11 protein-coding genes and 2 pseudogenes are annotated in these 15257 nt (G+C 53.6%); 5 read left to right on the top strand and 8 right to left on the bottom strand.

Translation table 11 applies throughout. From position 1 onward, the window contains the following. Positions 1-28: 28 nt before the first annotated feature. The 3 genes from PUZ33_RS02415 to PUZ33_RS02405 form a co-directional block, all read right to left on the bottom strand. Entirely contained in the window at positions 29-1720 is a 1692-nt protein-coding gene (locus PUZ33_RS02415) for a methyl-accepting chemotaxis protein (RefSeq protein WP_058680472.1), read from the bottom strand. A 160-nt stretch (positions 1721-1880) separates the two neighbouring features. Next, entirely contained in the window at positions 1881-2999 is a 1119-nt protein-coding gene (locus PUZ33_RS02410) for an S-(hydroxymethyl)glutathione dehydrogenase/class III alcohol dehydrogenase (protein WP_023619503.1), read from the bottom strand. A 31-nt stretch (positions 3000-3030) separates the two neighbouring features. After that, the gene (locus tag PUZ33_RS02405; RefSeq protein WP_058680473.1) at positions 3031-3306 is read right to left on the bottom strand and encodes a metal/formaldehyde-sensitive transcriptional repressor; all 276 of its coding nucleotides are present in this window, start codon (positions 3304-3306) and stop codon (positions 3031-3033) included. A 560-nt stretch (positions 3307-3866) separates the two neighbouring features. Between PUZ33_RS02405 and iraM the strand changes: the two genes are divergently transcribed. Continuing rightward, positions 3867-4250 carry an anti-adapter protein IraM gene (gene iraM / locus PUZ33_RS02400; RefSeq protein WP_306294893.1) on the top strand — a complete coding sequence of 128 codons (384 nt, stop codon included), beginning with the start codon at positions 3867-3869 and terminating at the stop codon, positions 4248-4250. 169 nt (positions 4251-4419) lie between these two features. On the opposite strand, the gene PUZ33_RS02395 is transcribed toward iraM, so the two are convergent. Then, positions 4420-5346, bottom strand: coding sequence for a LysR family transcriptional regulator (locus tag PUZ33_RS02395; RefSeq protein ID WP_047024778.1), 927 nt, complete (start codon positions 5344-5346; stop codon positions 4420-4422). An 82-nt stretch (positions 5347-5428) separates the two neighbouring features. Between PUZ33_RS02395 and PUZ33_RS02390 the strand changes: the two genes are divergently transcribed. The 3 genes from PUZ33_RS02390 (at position 5429) to PUZ33_RS02380 (ending at position 7036) form a co-directional block, all read left to right on the top strand. After that, on the top strand, positions 5429-5905 hold the full coding sequence (locus PUZ33_RS02390; RefSeq protein WP_029883812.1) for a GNAT family N-acetyltransferase: 477 nt from the start codon (positions 5429-5431) through the stop codon (positions 5903-5905). Between the two features lie 83 nt (positions 5906-5988). Further along, positions 5989-6657 carry an epoxyqueuosine reductase QueH gene (locus PUZ33_RS02385; RefSeq protein WP_058680474.1) on the top strand — a complete coding sequence of 223 codons (669 nt, stop codon included), beginning with the start codon at positions 5989-5991 and terminating at the stop codon, positions 6655-6657. A gap of 106 nt (positions 6658-6763) precedes the next feature. Further along, positions 6764-7036, top strand: a complete 273-nt coding sequence (locus tag PUZ33_RS02380) for a DUF883 family protein (RefSeq protein ID WP_013096686.1) — start codon at positions 6764-6766, stop codon at positions 7034-7036. Positions 7037-7063: 27 nt separating this feature from the next. Here the strand turns inward: PUZ33_RS02380 and PUZ33_RS02375 are convergent. Then, positions 7064-8527 (bottom strand): annotated as a pseudogene (locus PUZ33_RS02375) (EAL domain-containing protein). A gap of 327 nt (positions 8528-8854) precedes the next feature. On the opposite strand from PUZ33_RS02375, the gene PUZ33_RS02370 reads away from it, so the two are divergent. Continuing rightward, positions 8855-9739, top strand: a complete 885-nt coding sequence (locus tag PUZ33_RS02370; protein ID WP_013096689.1) for a hypothetical protein — start codon at positions 8855-8857, stop codon at positions 9737-9739. A 40-nt stretch (positions 9740-9779) separates the two neighbouring features. Here PUZ33_RS02370 and PUZ33_RS02365 read toward each other — a convergent pair whose 3' ends face one another. The 3 genes and pseudogenes from PUZ33_RS02365 to PUZ33_RS25190 all read right to left on the bottom strand — a co-directional run. Then, a complete protein-coding gene (locus tag PUZ33_RS02365; RefSeq protein WP_013096690.1) occupies positions 9780-10955 on the bottom strand; it encodes an HlyD family type I secretion periplasmic adaptor subunit in 1176 nt (391 codons plus the stop codon). Continuing rightward, the gene (locus tag PUZ33_RS02360; RefSeq protein ID WP_058680476.1) at positions 10952-13132 is read right to left on the bottom strand and encodes a type I secretion system permease/ATPase; all 2181 of its coding nucleotides are present in this window, start codon (positions 13130-13132) and stop codon (positions 10952-10954) included. Before PUZ33_RS02360 ends, PUZ33_RS02365 begins: the two co-directional genes overlap by 4 nt. A gap of 176 nt (positions 13133-13308) precedes the next feature. Continuing rightward, a pseudogene (locus tag PUZ33_RS25190) lies at positions 13309-15174 on the bottom strand (FG-GAP-like repeat-containing protein); the annotation flags it as partial. Between the last annotated feature and the right edge of the window lie 83 nt (positions 15175-15257).

Below are 15257 nucleotides of genomic sequence, written 5' to 3'. Positions count from 1 at the left end.
GAAGCCGTCACCCGACACAACACGCCACTCAGAACGTCTCCCAGTTATCCCCGGAAACCGCTGCCGTCGGACGCAGCGGCGCATTCTTCGCCACTGGCTCAGACGTTGCCGCCCGGCCTTGCTTCGCGCCGCTCAGTCGAAACGCACCCACCGCCTCGGTCAGACGCTCGCCCTGTTCTTCCAGCGACGCCGCCGCGGCGGAAGCCTCTTCCACCAGCGAGGCGTTCTGCTGGGTCACTTTATCCATCTCAGAAATCGCCTGGCTCACCTGCTCAATACCACGGCTCTGTTCATCAGACGCGGCAGCGATCTCCAGCATAATGTCCGTGACGCGTTTAACCGCTTCGACGATTTCATTCATGGTATTACCGGCGGCGACGACTTCGCCCGAGCCCTGGTCAATCAGCGAAACGGATTCGTTGATCAGGCTTTCGATCTCTTTGGCGGCATTCGCACTGCGGCTTGCCAGAGTACGAACTTCGCTTGCCACCACGGCAAACCCGCGCCCCTGCTCACCCGCACGCGCTGCTTCTACCGCCGCGTTAAGCGCCAGAATATTGGTCTGGAAGGCGATACTGTTAATCACGGCAGTAATTTCGGAAATCTTCTTCGAACTGGTAGAGATATTGCCCATGGTTTTAACCACCCCGGAGACCATCTGGCCGCCACGGCTGGCTTTACCGGAGGCATCTTCCGCCAGCTTGCTGGCATGGTGCGCGTTATCGGCGTTCTGTTTCACCGTTGCGGTGAGCTGCTCCATACTGGCTGCCGTCTGCTCAATGGCAGCCGCCTGCTGCTCGGTACGGGAAGAGAGGTCGGTGTTGCCTGCGGAGATTTCGCTGGTGCCACGATAGATCTCTTCCGCCCCCTGACGCACGGTACCGACAGTGTTCTCCAGCGAGTGCTGCATGGTTTGCAGGTCGCGCGTCAGGCGGCCAATTTCGCTGCGTCCGGCCACATCGTCCGGCATGGTGAGGTCGCCTTTGGCGATATTTTCAATGCGTTTCGCGGCGCGCTGCAACGGGGTGATCACCGTGCGACGCAGCACGACAAAGGTCATGGCCGTCAGCACCAGCGCCAGGGCAAACGCGCCCACCATAAACATCAGACCCAGCTGGGTGCGGCTGTGTGCCTTAACCGTCAGGGCGTTCGCGCGCTCGGTGCGGATCTTTATCGCCTTCAGCAGCACGGCGTTGTAGGCATCATCCAGCGGGCGGGCGCTTTCGTTTTCATGGTTAATGATGGCTTCAAACATGCCGTTTTTAGCAAACTTAAGCATCGGCTGCAGGCCTGCGATATAGGCGTCATAGCGTGTTTTCAGATCGGCATCCAGCGCTTCATCCTCAGGCGTACGAACCGGGCGATTGATGTAGGCATTAAACCCTTCCTGAGACTGTTTGATCCGTTTTTCCGCCTCAGCGATGTTTTGCTTCATCGCATCCATTTCCGCGATACGGCTCGCCGCCCCGGCGTGGATCATATTGATACGCGCGGTTCGCAGATGGTTTGAGCTATTCGACAGCCCCATACGCACCTGAATTTCAGACGTGACATCCTGCTGATCGGTGTCGGCCTGTAAAAGGAAATACCCCGCCAGACCTGCGCTCAAGGCAAATAGCAGAATAATGCCACCGAGAATGGAGGAAAACAGCGGAACCAGCCTGATGTGATGCAAGAAGCCCAGCTTGCGCTGCGCTGGCATCGAAGTAGTGTTGTCCATGACCGTCGACTCTCTTGTAGGTAAGATGCGTAAAAACACGCCTGTTAAATAGTCATCGGCACGGCTGAGATTTAGATTACGGCTAAAAACGCCGCACTGGTCACACTTTAGAGAAGATTATTAAAGAAACGCCAGCGGCGAAAAACCGCTGGCGTAAGAGTTACTTGTCGCCGAAATGAATAACGGTACGAATGGATTTACCTTCATGCATCAGATCGAACGCCTCGTTGATCTGCTCCAGCGGTAAACGGTGGGTGATGAACGGATCGAGCTGGATTTTCCCGGCCATCGCATCTTCAACCATCCCCGGCAGCTGCGTGCGCCCTTTCACGCCGCCGAACGCTGAGCCACGCCATACGCGCCCGGTTACCAGCTGGAACGGACGGGTTTTGATCTCCTGGCCCGCACCGGCCACGCCGATGATAATGCTCTCGCCCCAGCCTTTGTGGCAGCATTCAAGCGCAGAACGCATCACGTTCACGTTGCCGATACATTCGAAGCTAAAGTCCACGCCGCCGTCGGTCATCTCAACAATGACCTCCTGAATCGGTTTTTCGTGATCTTTCGGGTTCACGAAATCGGTCGCGCCCATTTCACCCGCCAGTTTGAATTTCTCCGGGTTGGTATCCACCGCGATGATCCGCCCGGCCTTCGCCTGGACCGCACCCTGAATCACCGCCAGACCAATCCCGCCAAGACCGAACACCGCCACGGTGTCGCCCTCTTTCACTTTCGCCGTGTTGTGTACTGCCCCAATCCCGGTGGTGACGCCGCAGCCCAGCAGACAGACTTTATCCAGCGGCGCCTGCGGATTCACCTTCGCCAGTGAGATCTCCGCACAAACGGTGTATTCACTGAAGGTGCTGGTGCCCATGTAGTGGTAAACCGGCTCGCCGTTATAGGAGAAACGGGTGGTACCGTCCGGCATCAGCCCCTTGCCCTGAGTGGCGCGAACCGCCTGGCAGAGGTTGGTCTTACCGGATTTACAGAACTTACACTCGCCGCATTCTGCGGTGTACAGCGGGATTACGTGGTCGCCCGGCTTCAGGCTGGTCACGCCTTCGCCCACTTCCACCACCACACCGCCCCCTTCATGGCCGAGCACCGCCGGGAAAACGCCTTCCGGATCGTCGCCCGACAGCGTAAAGGCATCGGTATGGCACACCCCGGTATGGGTAATTTTGATCAGCACTTCGCCCTTCTTCGGCGGTGCAACGTCGATTTCAACGATTTTGAGCGGCTGGCCAGGGCCAAATGCGACGGCTGCGCGAGATTTCATAGTGTCTTCCCTTATTGTGTGGTGTGTGGGTTTATTTTAGATAAGCGCGCAGTAAATGGCCGATTTCTGCCATGCGCACGGCTCGCTGATCCGGCGTGGTTTCCCCCGTTACCAGCTCATCTTTGAGGTGAATTTCGACCATTTCGCCCATCAGGCCATTGGCAGCACCGCGCACGGCGGCAATTTGCTGCAGGATAGCCAGACAGGGGTCGCCCGACTCCAGCGCGCGTTCAAGGGCATCAACCTGGCCCCGAATGCGACGAACGCGAGTGAGGATACGTTTTTTATCTTCGGGTGAGTGCGGCATACGGCCTCCTGATACTATAGGGGGGTATGGTACCTTTTAAAGCAACATTATGTAAACAACAGCTTTCATAGGGTTATCAGGCTCTTGAATCGCATTATCATACATAAGTAATTCTGAATAATTTCTCTTTGAAATGCTGGCCTCTACATTCGAATTCAGCCATTTTCTATGGCTAAGCCAAAAAAAAGCGTCACCAGTACCCTTTATTCGCTGGAATCGATAAGCAGCATTGATAATAATTCAAAAAAACTTCTAAACCTTAAACCTGGTAACATGTTGAAATGAAATGGTTTCCGCCATGATTAAATTTCCCTTAATAATAAAGGCTTCTACGGAATCTTATTTTTTTGCGTTCAGAACCTGTAAACGGTCAAAAACAAACCACTCCTCTTTGATGTAAGATTTATAATTCAAAATAATTATCGAAACCATATTGCGCAAGCCATTGTTATATATAGAGAAAAATCACAACACTTTAAAATAACGATCAATATCAATGAGTTACAATATTGATCGATATCTGATCACGTGCTAAACCTAAATCCAGGTAAAAATATCTTATGGAGAAGAGTATGATGTCGTGGCGAGTATTAAGTTCTGTCATTTGCCCTAACACAGGAATCGTTTATTCGCACATTGTTGGTTTGAAATTATTAAGATTAATAATTTGGTACGAGAGTGACATCTATCTTTTGCCCGGAGACAGAATACATACAACAAAAAATGGAATTTTTGTAAATGGGGTGTTCAACCACATATCCCTTTATAACGTCTCGCCATACAATGAGAACCTGTGGGACGAAATAAAAAACAAAATGGCCTGTCCTTTTAATAAAAACCTGGATTCTGAAGACTGCTCATACGCTGAGCATTGCAATGCGCGCAAATGCCCGCACGGATTTGAGACAACCCCTTTGATAATAAGAGTGCCCCGCGATAGCTAATCATTTAATAAGTTAGCTTTTGGATCCGCTGTCCCCTGTTACAGGGACCGCATGCTTAACATATATTTTACTGAGATACCAACTGAACCCCTATCAGTTATGGCCCCCGCGCGCCTGCCGATGACTTGCGGCAGGTGCGCGTTCATATTTCAGACAATATATTCATTAATCATTTATCACCCTGTTGCGCCAGCGCTTGCAACTCTTCTTTCAGCCAGCGGGTTGCGCCCCGCTGACCGCTGCGTTTATGGGAGTAAATTTTCACGTCAAATTTTTGAATGGCGAACGGTAAGGTAAAAATGTTGATATTCACGGCCGCCTTCAGCTTTTCGGCTGCATACCGGGGAATGGCCATCAGCAGATCGCTTTGCGCAACGATAAACGGTGCGCTGAGCATTGACGGGGTTTTGATCGCAATGTGCCGGGTATAGCCCAACTCCTCCAGCCGTAAATCCAGCACGCCCTGCTTCTCATTCCAGGGGGTGACAACCAGATGGCGGGCCGCGAGATAATCCTCCAGCGTCAGACGCGTCCGGCTTGCGTTGCTGATGACCACATACTCATCTTCAAACCAGCTTATCTCCTCCAGTTCAGGATGGCGGATCTCCTCCGCCGTGCTGAAACCGAGCGCCAGATCCACTTCGCCCGCCAGCAGCTCCGTCAGCGCCGGGCTGTGTGGCAGATAGCGCAGCTCAAAACGCAAACCCGGCGCGGCATCCTGCAACGTGTGCATCAGGGCCGGGAATATACAAAGCGCGGTAAAATCTGTAATCGCAATGTGCAGACTCTCGCTACTTTTGGCCGCTTCAAACTCCGGCTGCGGGGTAAGCTCATGATTAAGAAACGACAAAGCAGATGCAATGGACGGCGCGAGCTGTGTGGCATACACGCTGGGTGACATGCGATGCCCTTCCCGGAAAAATAGCGGATCATTCAGCGTCGTTCGCAAACGTGACAGCGCATGGCTCAGTGCCGATGTGCTCATCGCTAACTCATCGGCGGCCAGGCGAACCGAACGGTGACGGTAAATGGCGTCGAAAACGGGCAGCAGGTTTAAATCAAGGCGTCTCAGGGCCGGATGCATAATATTCATCATTTGTTGATTTCATTGCACTTAATTCTTCGGACAATACTCCGTATGCTTAGCGCCATCAATCGCAAAACATGCAGGAACAACCATGAGCATTACCATTCGTCAGGCCCGCCCCGAGGATGCGGCGGCCATTTACGCCATGATCTATGAGCTGGCGGTCTATGAAAAAGCACCGGAAGAAGTGATCACCACGCCGGACGAGATCCGCGAAACCCTCTTTGGCGCAGACAGTAAAACCGAAGCGCTGATCGCGGAGTATGAAGGTAAGATCGCTGGCTATGCCGTGTTCTTCACCAGCTATTCAACCTGGCTTGGCCGCAACGGTATCTATATGGAAGACCTGTATGTATCCCCGGATTATCGCGGTAAAGGCGCGGGAAGAGCCTTGCTGAAACATATCGCGCAGCTCGCCGTAAAACGCCAGTGTGGTCGTCTGGAATGGAGCGTACTGGACTGGAACCAGCCGGCAATCGACTTCTACCTGAGCATTGGCGCGCTCCCGCAGTCCGAGTGGGTGCGCTATCGCCTGGATGGAGAAGCGCTGCTGAAATTTGCCGGGTAAACGGTGCGCACTGTGCAGAGATCCCGGCTGTGCGGGATCTATGCTACAATTCCATAAATTTCATTAACATATTGTTGAATACCATGAGCACAGCCCCCTTCATTCGTCCTCAACTTACCCTGCCAAACGGCGCTGACAAACTGCTGCTGCACTCCTGTTGCGCGCCCTGCTCCGGCGAGGTAATGGAGGCCATTCAGGCCTCGGGCATTGATTACACCATCTTCTTCTATAACCCCAATATCCACCCGCAAAAGGAGTATCTCATCCGTAAGGAAGAGAATATTCGTTTTGCGGAAAAACACGGCGTGCCCTTTGTTGATGCAGATTACGATACGGACAACTGGTTTGAACGCGCAAAAGGGATGGAATGGGAGCCTGAGCGTGGGATCCGCTGCACCATGTGTTTCGATATGCGTTTCGAACGCACGGCGTTATTTGCGGCGGAAAATGGTTTCAGTGTGATCAGCAGCTCCCTTGGCATCTCGCGCTGGAAGAATATGCAGCAGATTAACGACTGCGGTCAGCGCGCGGCAGCCCACTATCCGGGCATGGTCTACTGGGATTATAACTGGCGCAAGCAAGGCGGATCGTCGCGGATGATTGAGATCAGCAAGCGCGAACAGTTCTATCAGCAGGAGTACTGCGGGTGCGTATATTCCCTACGTGACAGCAACCTTCACCGCAAGTCTCAGGGGCGTCCTCTCATCAAAATTGGCAAACTATTTTACGGCAAAGACGAGTCTGACGAGTAAGGCGGCGCGAAGGGAGACATATCCTAAAACGCGCCAGAATCCGCATTACGGCTCTCAGATGTTGAAATAGCGGCTATCCTTTAATTATCCACAAAAGGAGGTAACAATGTCTGATTTCGACGCTGATAAAAACGCACAGTATGCTGGTGATAAAGCCAAAAATAAACTCGACGAACTGACGGGCTCTGCTCAGCAGCAGTTTGGTGAATTCGTTGACTCCCCTAAACATCAGGTGAAAGGGGCAGCACGAAAATATGCTGCGCAGGCCAGTGATGCCGTTTCTGATGTCACTGAGGCAGTCAGAAATAACCCGTTAACCGGCCTGATTGCGGCTGGTGCTGTGGGTATTGTTCTGGGCCTGTTACTCGGCCGTAAATAATCTCAGGCCCCACGGGGCCTTATTTTATTAGCTAAACAATCTTACCATGCGATCTAACTCCTCTTCCTTCACAGCGCGGGAAAGATAATATCCCTGGAAACTTTTTACGCCTAACGCCACCAGCTTTTCAAATTTCTCTTCGCTATCCACCCCCTCTGCAATACATTCGCTGCCGGTCATGTCACTGTATATCTGAATCGCTTTGATAAGCTTGTAATCATTGTCATTAGCGACAAACTTTCCGACAATATCCCGGTCAAGCTTTAAACCATCAAAATGAACCTGCCTCACCGGAAACATGGTTTGATGGCTGGAGAAGCAATCATCCAGGAATAACCGACACCCCGTACTGCGCAGGCGACGCATGGTTTCTGGGATGGTTTTATCTTTGGTCACATCAATATCTTCAGCAAATTCAAAGACCAGGTTCGCGGCCCACTGGGGTTTGAGCAGCATCTTGATGGCTTTTTTGGCCATCTCGGGCAAGGCATTTCCGGCCGCGAGTTCCGGCGGTATATTCACCGAAAAATAATATTTCCCGTTATATTTGTTGATGCCAGAAACAGCGGCATGAAGCACCAGCGCCGTGATATTCAACCATAGTTCACGATTTTTCACCCCGGTAAGAAAATGGGCAGGCTTGATAATTTTACCGTTCTTGTTCCAGCGTAATAAAATCTCAAACCCCACACCCTTTTTATTTTCATCGGTGATGATTTGATACGCAGGAAATATCTCCCTTTTAAGCAGCGCATTAAAGACATCCACCTCAGTACTGGACAGTGATTATATTTTGCCCTGCCGTTCCCCACTCCCTGACGCAGAAAAACCCTGAGAATTTTTATACCACAACTGGATTAATTGCAGCTTTCTTAAACCGGCCTTGCGATGTGTATATACCGTTTTATTCGTCAGCCCAAATTTTTTGCACTGTTTATTTACCGACATGCCCCGGTAGAAATGTAATAAGACATCAAGTTCTCTGTTTGTGAGCCCTTTTTGACGGTCTTTAAAGCTACAGTCCGCCTGATGATCCTGCAATGAGCGAGATCTGTCCCTGCATGCGTCGTTTTTTTTCTGAACACGCGCAATAATATCGCCGCTGTTGGCGATGCGGATCAGAGATAATTTTTGATTGTTATTCAATAAACTACGCAAGGTCCCGTACAGCCAACTGTCAGGTATATTGCCATACAGAGTGACCGGGCGGATGACGGGAAGCGTGTTAAGAAGATCGGCAAGGTGCCTGAGGCTCTGCAAAAGATCCACGATCTCTTCCCCGAGAAAGACCGTAATTTTAGCGTCCTGATTTTTGATAATAGTGTAGACATCTTCCCGATTTGCGACGTCATCCTCAAAACGCACCTGTGACGCCACCCCTCCCTGCTCTTTCAGTAACAGACGGTACCCCTGGAACGTAAAACTGCAGGCTGAAATAACAAATTCCTGTGCATGACAATCATGATTATTGTGAGAATTGTTTTGAATCATAATGCGCTCCTGGGTACAAAAACACCGTTGCCCTGGTCAATAATGACCAGCACATCGAGACTAAAAACATGCGGAAATGTCACAAGCCTGAATATAACCTGCGTAACAGGTTAATTTTATCTTACCCCCGTAGGTTAATAAACCGTTATCAACGTCTCGCCCTGCAACATCTTTGCGTTAATCACCGCCTGGATCCATATGCTGTGCAAATATAACAATCTTTGCAAATAACGACGGAAAATATTTTCCCCGCAAGGTATAATGAAAATTCCGAAAAAGAAGTCTGGACACTTCATTACGTCGGCTTGCTCAAAAAGAGAAAATGCTATGGATAATCATATCTCATCCAGGGCCTTGCTACATCGAAGGGATGTTATTAAGAACAACCCGCGGTTTAGCGAGGCAATAATAGAACACTACAAAATCAATGACAGCATCTATAAAAAACAACCCTTGTTCTACAAAACAATGCTCCAGGAATCACGGTTCAATATTATTCTTGCCATGTGTTGTTTTATATTCGGTAATCAGGCCGAATCTGTTTCAGAGATAAAAGCATTATGTTCGCGATACAAAATCGCCAGTCCCAACAGCGTTATTGCTATCATCACCTTACTGAGAACTACCGGGCGGATTAAGACCTGGCGCTGTATGGAGGATCGCCGAAAGACGCGCATCGCCCCCACGCAAAAAGGACTGGATGAACTAAAACGTTACATGAGCGGCGCATTTATACCCGTCAGTATTCTTTACCCGACATTTAACATCGACCTTAACCTGTTAGATAACGATATTCTGAGAAATAACTTTTTCCGTCGGGCGGCTGAGTATCTGTTTCGCGGATTAACCTTCAAAGCCGTGTTACCGGAAGTGGGGTTATTTATTGATAAAGATGGAGGGCGAATGATTATGCTGTATTTATATTTGCAGGCTATTAAAAACAAAACCGCACATGGCGCGATAATTGATTATTCGCCCGGTACGCTGGCGAAAGCGTTTTTTGTCTCACGTATCCACGTGGCGCGCATAATTAAATCCGCGCAAGAGGCAGGTTATCTTAAAGACAGAGGGGATGGCCGCATGACCATTTATCCTGCATTTATGCAGCTCGTCGAAAATTATGCCGGGTTATATTTTGCCTATGTCACGCATTACATCAACGTGGTTCCGAAGGAGCGACGCCAGGGGGGTGACGTAACCTCCCCGGTATAATCCTGGGGCGTTCGGTTTCCCGAGCGCCCTTTTCTGTTCGTCAGCGTTCCCGCAACGCCTCTTTCGCCTTGTTCAGCGGTTTCAGCAGATAATCCAGAATGGATTTACTGCCCGTTTTAATATCCACCGTCGCAATCATCCCCGGAAACACCGGAAATTCCTTGCCCTGTTTATTGGTCAGGTGGTTACTGTCAGTACGGATATAGACGCGGTAGTAGTACACGTCTCTTTTGACCTCATCCTGAAGGGTATCGGGTGAAATCATGGTCACCTCACCCGTCAGTCCACCATAAATCGAGTAGTCATAGGCGGTGATTTTCACCAGCGCTTTTTGTCCGGGATGGATAAACGCCACATCACGCGGTGAAATTTTCGCTTCTACCACCATCTGATCGTCAAGAGGCACCAGGCTCATCAGTTTCCCATTGGGCGGGATAACCCCGCCGACGGTGGTGACGTCGATGTCCTTCACAATCCCGCGCACCGGCGCGTTGAAGGTCAAACGGGTCAGGGAATCCTCGCGCCCTTTCATGACCGAGCGCTGGGCTTCGATCTCCGCATTCGCTTTCGCCAGCTCTTCACGGGCGCGCACGTAATACTGGTTTTTCATTTCGGTGATTTTGTTCTCTAGCTCGTTTTTTTGCCGCTCCAGACGTAACACCTCCACCTTGCTCGCCGCCCCCTGAGTGACCAGCGGACGGGTTAACGACAGCTCTCGCTGGACCAGTTCAGCCCCCTGACGCAAACCGGCCAGCCCTTTTTCCAGGCTTTCGCGACGGGACTGGAAGAGCGCCGTTTCCTGTTTGACCAGTTCAACGTCGTCATCCAGCTCTTGCGGAAACGTCAGTTCCGTGTCGTTGACTTCCGCTTTCAGGCGCGCAGCCGTGGCCAGCGCGGCATTCAGACGAGACTCACTCTCCAGCACGCTGGATTCTGTTTTGGTGCGGTCAAGCTGAGCCAGCCGCTGCCCACGTTCAACGATGTCACCTTCGCGCACCAGCAGGCTATGGATAATGCCCCCCTCCAGCGACTGAATGACCTGCTCGTGAGAAGACGGGATCACTTTGCCGTTGCCGGTGGTGACTTCATCAAGCTGGAACAGACTCGCCCAGGCGATAAACGCCGCAAGCAGCGCGAACAGCGACCAGGCCACCCACGTTGAGCGCGGCAGGCGCGGCTCTTTCAGGCGGCTGTTATAGCGGGATAGATCATTCATGCCATTCCCTCCTCGGCCACGGCCGCCGGTTTCATGGTCACGGTACGCTGCGCTGCCTTTTGCGGCGCCATACCGTGCTGACGCAGGATCGCGTCGCGCGGGCCATCCATCACCACCTTGCCGTTTTCCAGCACGATGATGCGGTCAACCAGATCCAGAATCGGCAGCCGGTGTGTTGCCACCACCAGCGTCCGGCGCTTGCCCAGCCATTGCTGTAAGTGCTGAATGAACTGCTTTTCGCTCATCTCATCCAGCCAGGCGGTAGGCTCGTCCAGCAGAAGAATATTGGGCGACGTGATCAGGGCGCGCGCCAGCAACAGCGCCTGTCGCTGGCCGCCGGATAACCCGGCCCCCCCTTCATTGATGAGGTAGTTCAGCCCCATTTTCTGCTTACGCACGAACTCCAGCGCACCGCTGTTAACCAGCGCCTGATGGATCTCCTCGTCGGTAGCAAGCGGGTTGCCCATCACAATATTGTCGCGCACGGAACCAAAGAACAGCCGCGCCTGCTGGCTGAGCAACTGCATATCCCGGCGCACATCGGCGGTGTCGAGATGATTTAAGGCAATGTCATCCAGCAGAATGCTTCCCTGCTGCGGTTCCTGCATCCCGGCCAGAAGCTGCAGCAAGGTACTTTTGCCGGAGCCGTTGCGCCCCAGAACCGCCACCCGTTCGCCGGCGCGGATCTGCAATTTGCTGATGTGCAGCACGGTCAGTTTTTCCTCGTCGTCGTACCAGAATCCCACGTCGTCGAGGGTATAGTTCCCGCGCAGATGGGCTTTATGCACCTTTTTACCCTGCTGAGGATCGTCAATCGGGCGCTGCATCAGGTCGTCCAGACCCTTTCTCGCCACCTTCGCCGACTGCCAGCGGGACAGCACGCCCGAAATCTGTGAGAGCGGCGCGATGGTGCGCGAGGCCAGAATCGAGGTCCCCACCAGCGCACCGGTGGTCATGTCACCGCTGATGACCAGATAGCACCCCACCAGCAACACTACCGCGTAAACAATCGACTGCACCTCCTGGGTCCAGGTCAGGAGCAGCCCGGTCAGCCAGCGCTGTTTCATTCCGACGGTGGCCGCCACATCGTTGGTGTTGTTCCACTGATTCTGAAAACGCTGTTCGGCGCGCATCAGCTTGATGTCCTCAATGCCCTGTACCGCCTCCACCAGGGTGGCGTTACGAATGGCGGATTCGCGCATCCCTTCGCTGGAGAGTTTTCCCAGCGGGCGCTGTACCAGCAGGCCCGGGATCAGCAGCAGCGGCACGGCAAGCAGAACCACCAGCACCAGCGGGCCGCCAATCATCCAAAGAATGAACACAAACAGCAGGAAGAACGGCAGATCGGAAATCGCCGCAATGGTGGTGGAGGTAATCAGCTCGCGCACCGACTCCAGCTCGCGGATCTGGGCGATAAACGACCCGGTCGATTTAGAGCGGGCGCCGTTTTTGATCCGCAGCGCGTGAGCAAACACCCGCTCGGAGATCCGCAGATCCGCCCGCTTACCTACCACATCCGAAATATGCACGCGCAGCATACGCATAATGAATTCGAACACGATGGCGAGCATGACGCCGCCAAACAGCACCCACAGCGTGGCTTCAGACTGCGAGGGCACCACCCTGTCGTACACCTGCATGGAGAAGACCATACCGGAGAGCGCCAGCACGTTCGCGACCAGCGCCACCAGCATGATGTCGCTGTAGCGTCGCCAGTCTTTCAGCGCCAGCTGCCAGAACCAGTTTTTCTCATAGGGTTTGATGTAATCATCCACGCGGGCATCCGGCGTGGATTCGAGCGGGCGCAACACCAGCAGTGTTTTCAGCCGTGCGCCGAGCGCTTCCCGCGTTAATGTTGTCTCCAGCCCGCCATCGCCGCTGAACTGCAGGCTGACGTTGCCGTCGTTGTCCATGCGGTTAATAACCGCGATCTGTCCACCGGTGAACTCCGCCAGCAGCGGCAGACGCCACGGGTCGAGGGATACCGCTTCAGCCGCCACCACACGCATCCCGAGCCCAAGCTGGCGCGCCATCTCCTCCAGCACCAGCTGGCGCGGAGACTGACTTTCATGGTTAATCGTGACCCGAACGTGCTCCGCCGAAAAGTCCAGCCGATAGTGCTTCGCGATGGTGAGCATGCCCTGCAGCCAGGGTTCGTACTGTGGATGTGTCTTCATAATGCTACGTCCTGTTCAGGGCGATAATTTCGCACTGAAATGATACCTTCACGGGATGGTTAAGAATCGAACACTTTCTAAACGAGCCCGCAAAATAATCTTGTGAAATATAGGGTTATGGCTATTCATGTAAAGAAACGCAAAAGGCCGCGAGGATCGCTCCCCGCGGCGTAGTTTTACGCAATTAACAGCTGATGGTTCGCCAGCAGCGTCGCCAGATCCGTCTGCACGCCGTTCAGCGTCACCAGGGCGGTTGGCGAGAACTGGCCGCCCGTCCCATCGAGGTCCACCTGGATCTCGGTGTTGCTGCCGTTCTGCACCACGCGGATGTAATCGCTGATATTGCCCGCGCTGCTGTCCAGCGTGGCCACGCCGTTCACGTAGCTCGCCGAGCCGGTGCCGGTATAGCCGCTGCCGGAGAGCAGGTCGCGCAGGTCAATACGATCCGTGTCCGCCGTCCCTTCCCAGGTGCCGACCGTAAAGCCGTTCACCACGTCGTGACCGTTACCGCCCGTCGCATCCGTTGCGTTGATCAGCTTGTAGAGCAACGTATCGTGACCGCCGCTGCCGATGTTGAAGGTGTCGTTCCCGCCGCGGCCTTCGAACTGGTTATCACCGCTGTTGCCGGTAATGACGTCGTCGAAGTTCGAGCCGTTAATTCCCTCAATGTTGAGCAGTCGTGACGTCCCGAACCCGGTGTCCTGCGCGGTAGAGAGGCGCAGGTCAACGGTCACGCCGGAGGTCGCATTGCGGTAATCCACCACGTCCATCCCGCCGGTGTTGCTCCAGGTGTCGTAGTCGGAATGGGTATTCCAGCCGCCGGAACCGTTATAGGTATAGGTGCCATCCTCTGCGATAAAGGTGTCGTTATACCCGGTGCCGGTAATCGTTCCGCTGTGGCCGCCGGTGGCCGCTTCGGCAGTGAGCACGTAGCCCTCCTTACCGTTGCCCGCCTCAAGGCCGCTCCAGGTGACGTTATCCGACACGCCGTTAGTGATCTTGACGATCTCGGCCGAGTAGGACTCATTCGGATCCAGTCCGTAGAAACTCACCAGCGCAGAGGTATCGTTCGAGCCGATACCGGACTGGGCGTTGATGATCTGCGAGGCCACCAGCACACCCGCGGCGTTATACAGATTGACCGTGTTGCCGTAGTAAGCGTTGATACCCTCACTGTCGACAATGTGCAGGTGCATCGCGGTGCCGTCGGCAATGGTTTTGCTGTTTTGCACCAGCACCACCTTGCCGTTTTGCTGCGACACCAGCAGATCCTGTGCGCCGTCCCAGTTGTAATCCACCGCGGCCACGCCAGTGACGTTGGCAAGCCCAGACGCCAGCTGGCTCGAGGTCCAGGTGGAACCGTAACCGTTGTTGGTGAACAGGGTTGCGGTTTGTGACGCGCCGTAGGTGCTGAGCTTGATGATGTCCATCTGCCCGTCACCGTTCCAGTCCACCGCCACGGACAGATACCCCGCCGTGGCGTTAGAAGCTTCTACCGCGCTCTTGGTCGTGGACAGCTGCCCTGCACCGTTGTTGTAGTAGATCACCCCGCCGGTGTTGTTGTAGCTGCTGCCCAGATACAGATCCATGTAGCCATCGCCGTTGAAGTCCGCCCACGTCATGGAGGCTGCCGTGGTGGTATTCGCCGCGTTAACCACAAACACGTTGGTCAGGTTCTGGCCGATGGAGAGCGTGCCGTTGCCGTTGTTATTAATCACCGTTAACGAGTACGCGCCGCTGCGGTTGGTGTGCTGCACAATGTCTACGGTGCCGTCGTTGTTCAGGTCGACGCCGGAGATTTCACGTCCAGAGTCAAACTGACCGTAGAACCCACCTTCACCGCCGGTGCCATCCGGCGACAGGACGCCGTTGTTGTTCACCAGATAGGTCAATGAGTCCATACCCGCATCGCCGTACGCCAGATCCAGGTAACCATCCCCGTTTTTGTCGTACGCCACCACGCCGCCGTACCAGATGGTGGTCCCCATCGCCAGCTGGCTGGCGTTATAGGTGCTGCCATCGTAGGTCCACATCACCTGCGTAGAACCCGCGTAGGTGTTCTCCGTCGCAAAGATATCCTGCGTGCCGTTACGGTCAAAGTCAGCGGCGGTCTGGCTCACCACGT

Source organism: Enterobacter cloacae complex sp. 2022EL-00981 (genome assembly GCF_028737495.1).
In the GTDB taxonomy this organism is placed as follows: Bacteria; Pseudomonadota; Gammaproteobacteria; order Enterobacterales; family Enterobacteriaceae; genus Enterobacter; species Enterobacter cloacae.
This window is presented reverse-complemented; position numbering and strand designations above follow the sequence as displayed.

Bases quoted from the DNA above. Each gene is read 5' to 3' on its own strand.
- PUZ33_RS02405 (WP_058680473.1), bottom strand. From the start codon at position 3,306: ATGCCGCACTCACCCGAAGATAAAAAACGTATCCTCACTCGCGTTCGT.
- PUZ33_RS02410 (WP_023619503.1), bottom strand. From the start codon at position 2,999: ATGAAATCTCGCGCAGCCGTCGCATTTGGCCCTGGCCAGCCGCTCAAA.
- PUZ33_RS02415 (WP_058680472.1), bottom strand. From the start codon at position 1,720: ATGGACAACACTACTTCGATGCCAGCGCAGCGCAAGCTGGGCTTCTTG.
- PUZ33_RS02385 (WP_058680474.1), top strand. From the start codon at position 5,989: ATGAGCACAGCCCCCTTCATTCGTCCTCAACTTACCCTGCCAAACGGC.
- PUZ33_RS02395 (WP_047024778.1), bottom strand. From the start codon at position 5,346: ATGATGAATATTATGCATCCGGCCCTGAGACGCCTTGATTTAAACCTG.
- PUZ33_RS02390 (WP_029883812.1), top strand. From the start codon at position 5,429: ATGAGCATTACCATTCGTCAGGCCCGCCCCGAGGATGCGGCGGCCATT.
- PUZ33_RS02370 (WP_013096689.1), top strand. From the start codon at position 8,855: ATGGATAATCATATCTCATCCAGGGCCTTGCTACATCGAAGGGATGTT.
- PUZ33_RS02365 (WP_013096690.1), bottom strand. From the start codon at position 10,955: ATGAATGATCTATCCCGCTATAACAGCCGCCTGAAAGAGCCGCGCCTG.
- PUZ33_RS02380 (WP_013096686.1), top strand. From the start codon at position 6,764: ATGTCTGATTTCGACGCTGATAAAAACGCACAGTATGCTGGTGATAAA.
- iraM (WP_306294893.1), top strand. From the start codon at position 3,867: ATGGAGAAGAGTATGATGTCGTGGCGAGTATTAAGTTCTGTCATTTGC.
- PUZ33_RS02360 (WP_058680476.1), bottom strand. From the start codon at position 13,132: ATGAAGACACATCCACAGTACGAACCCTGGCTGCAGGGCATGCTCACC.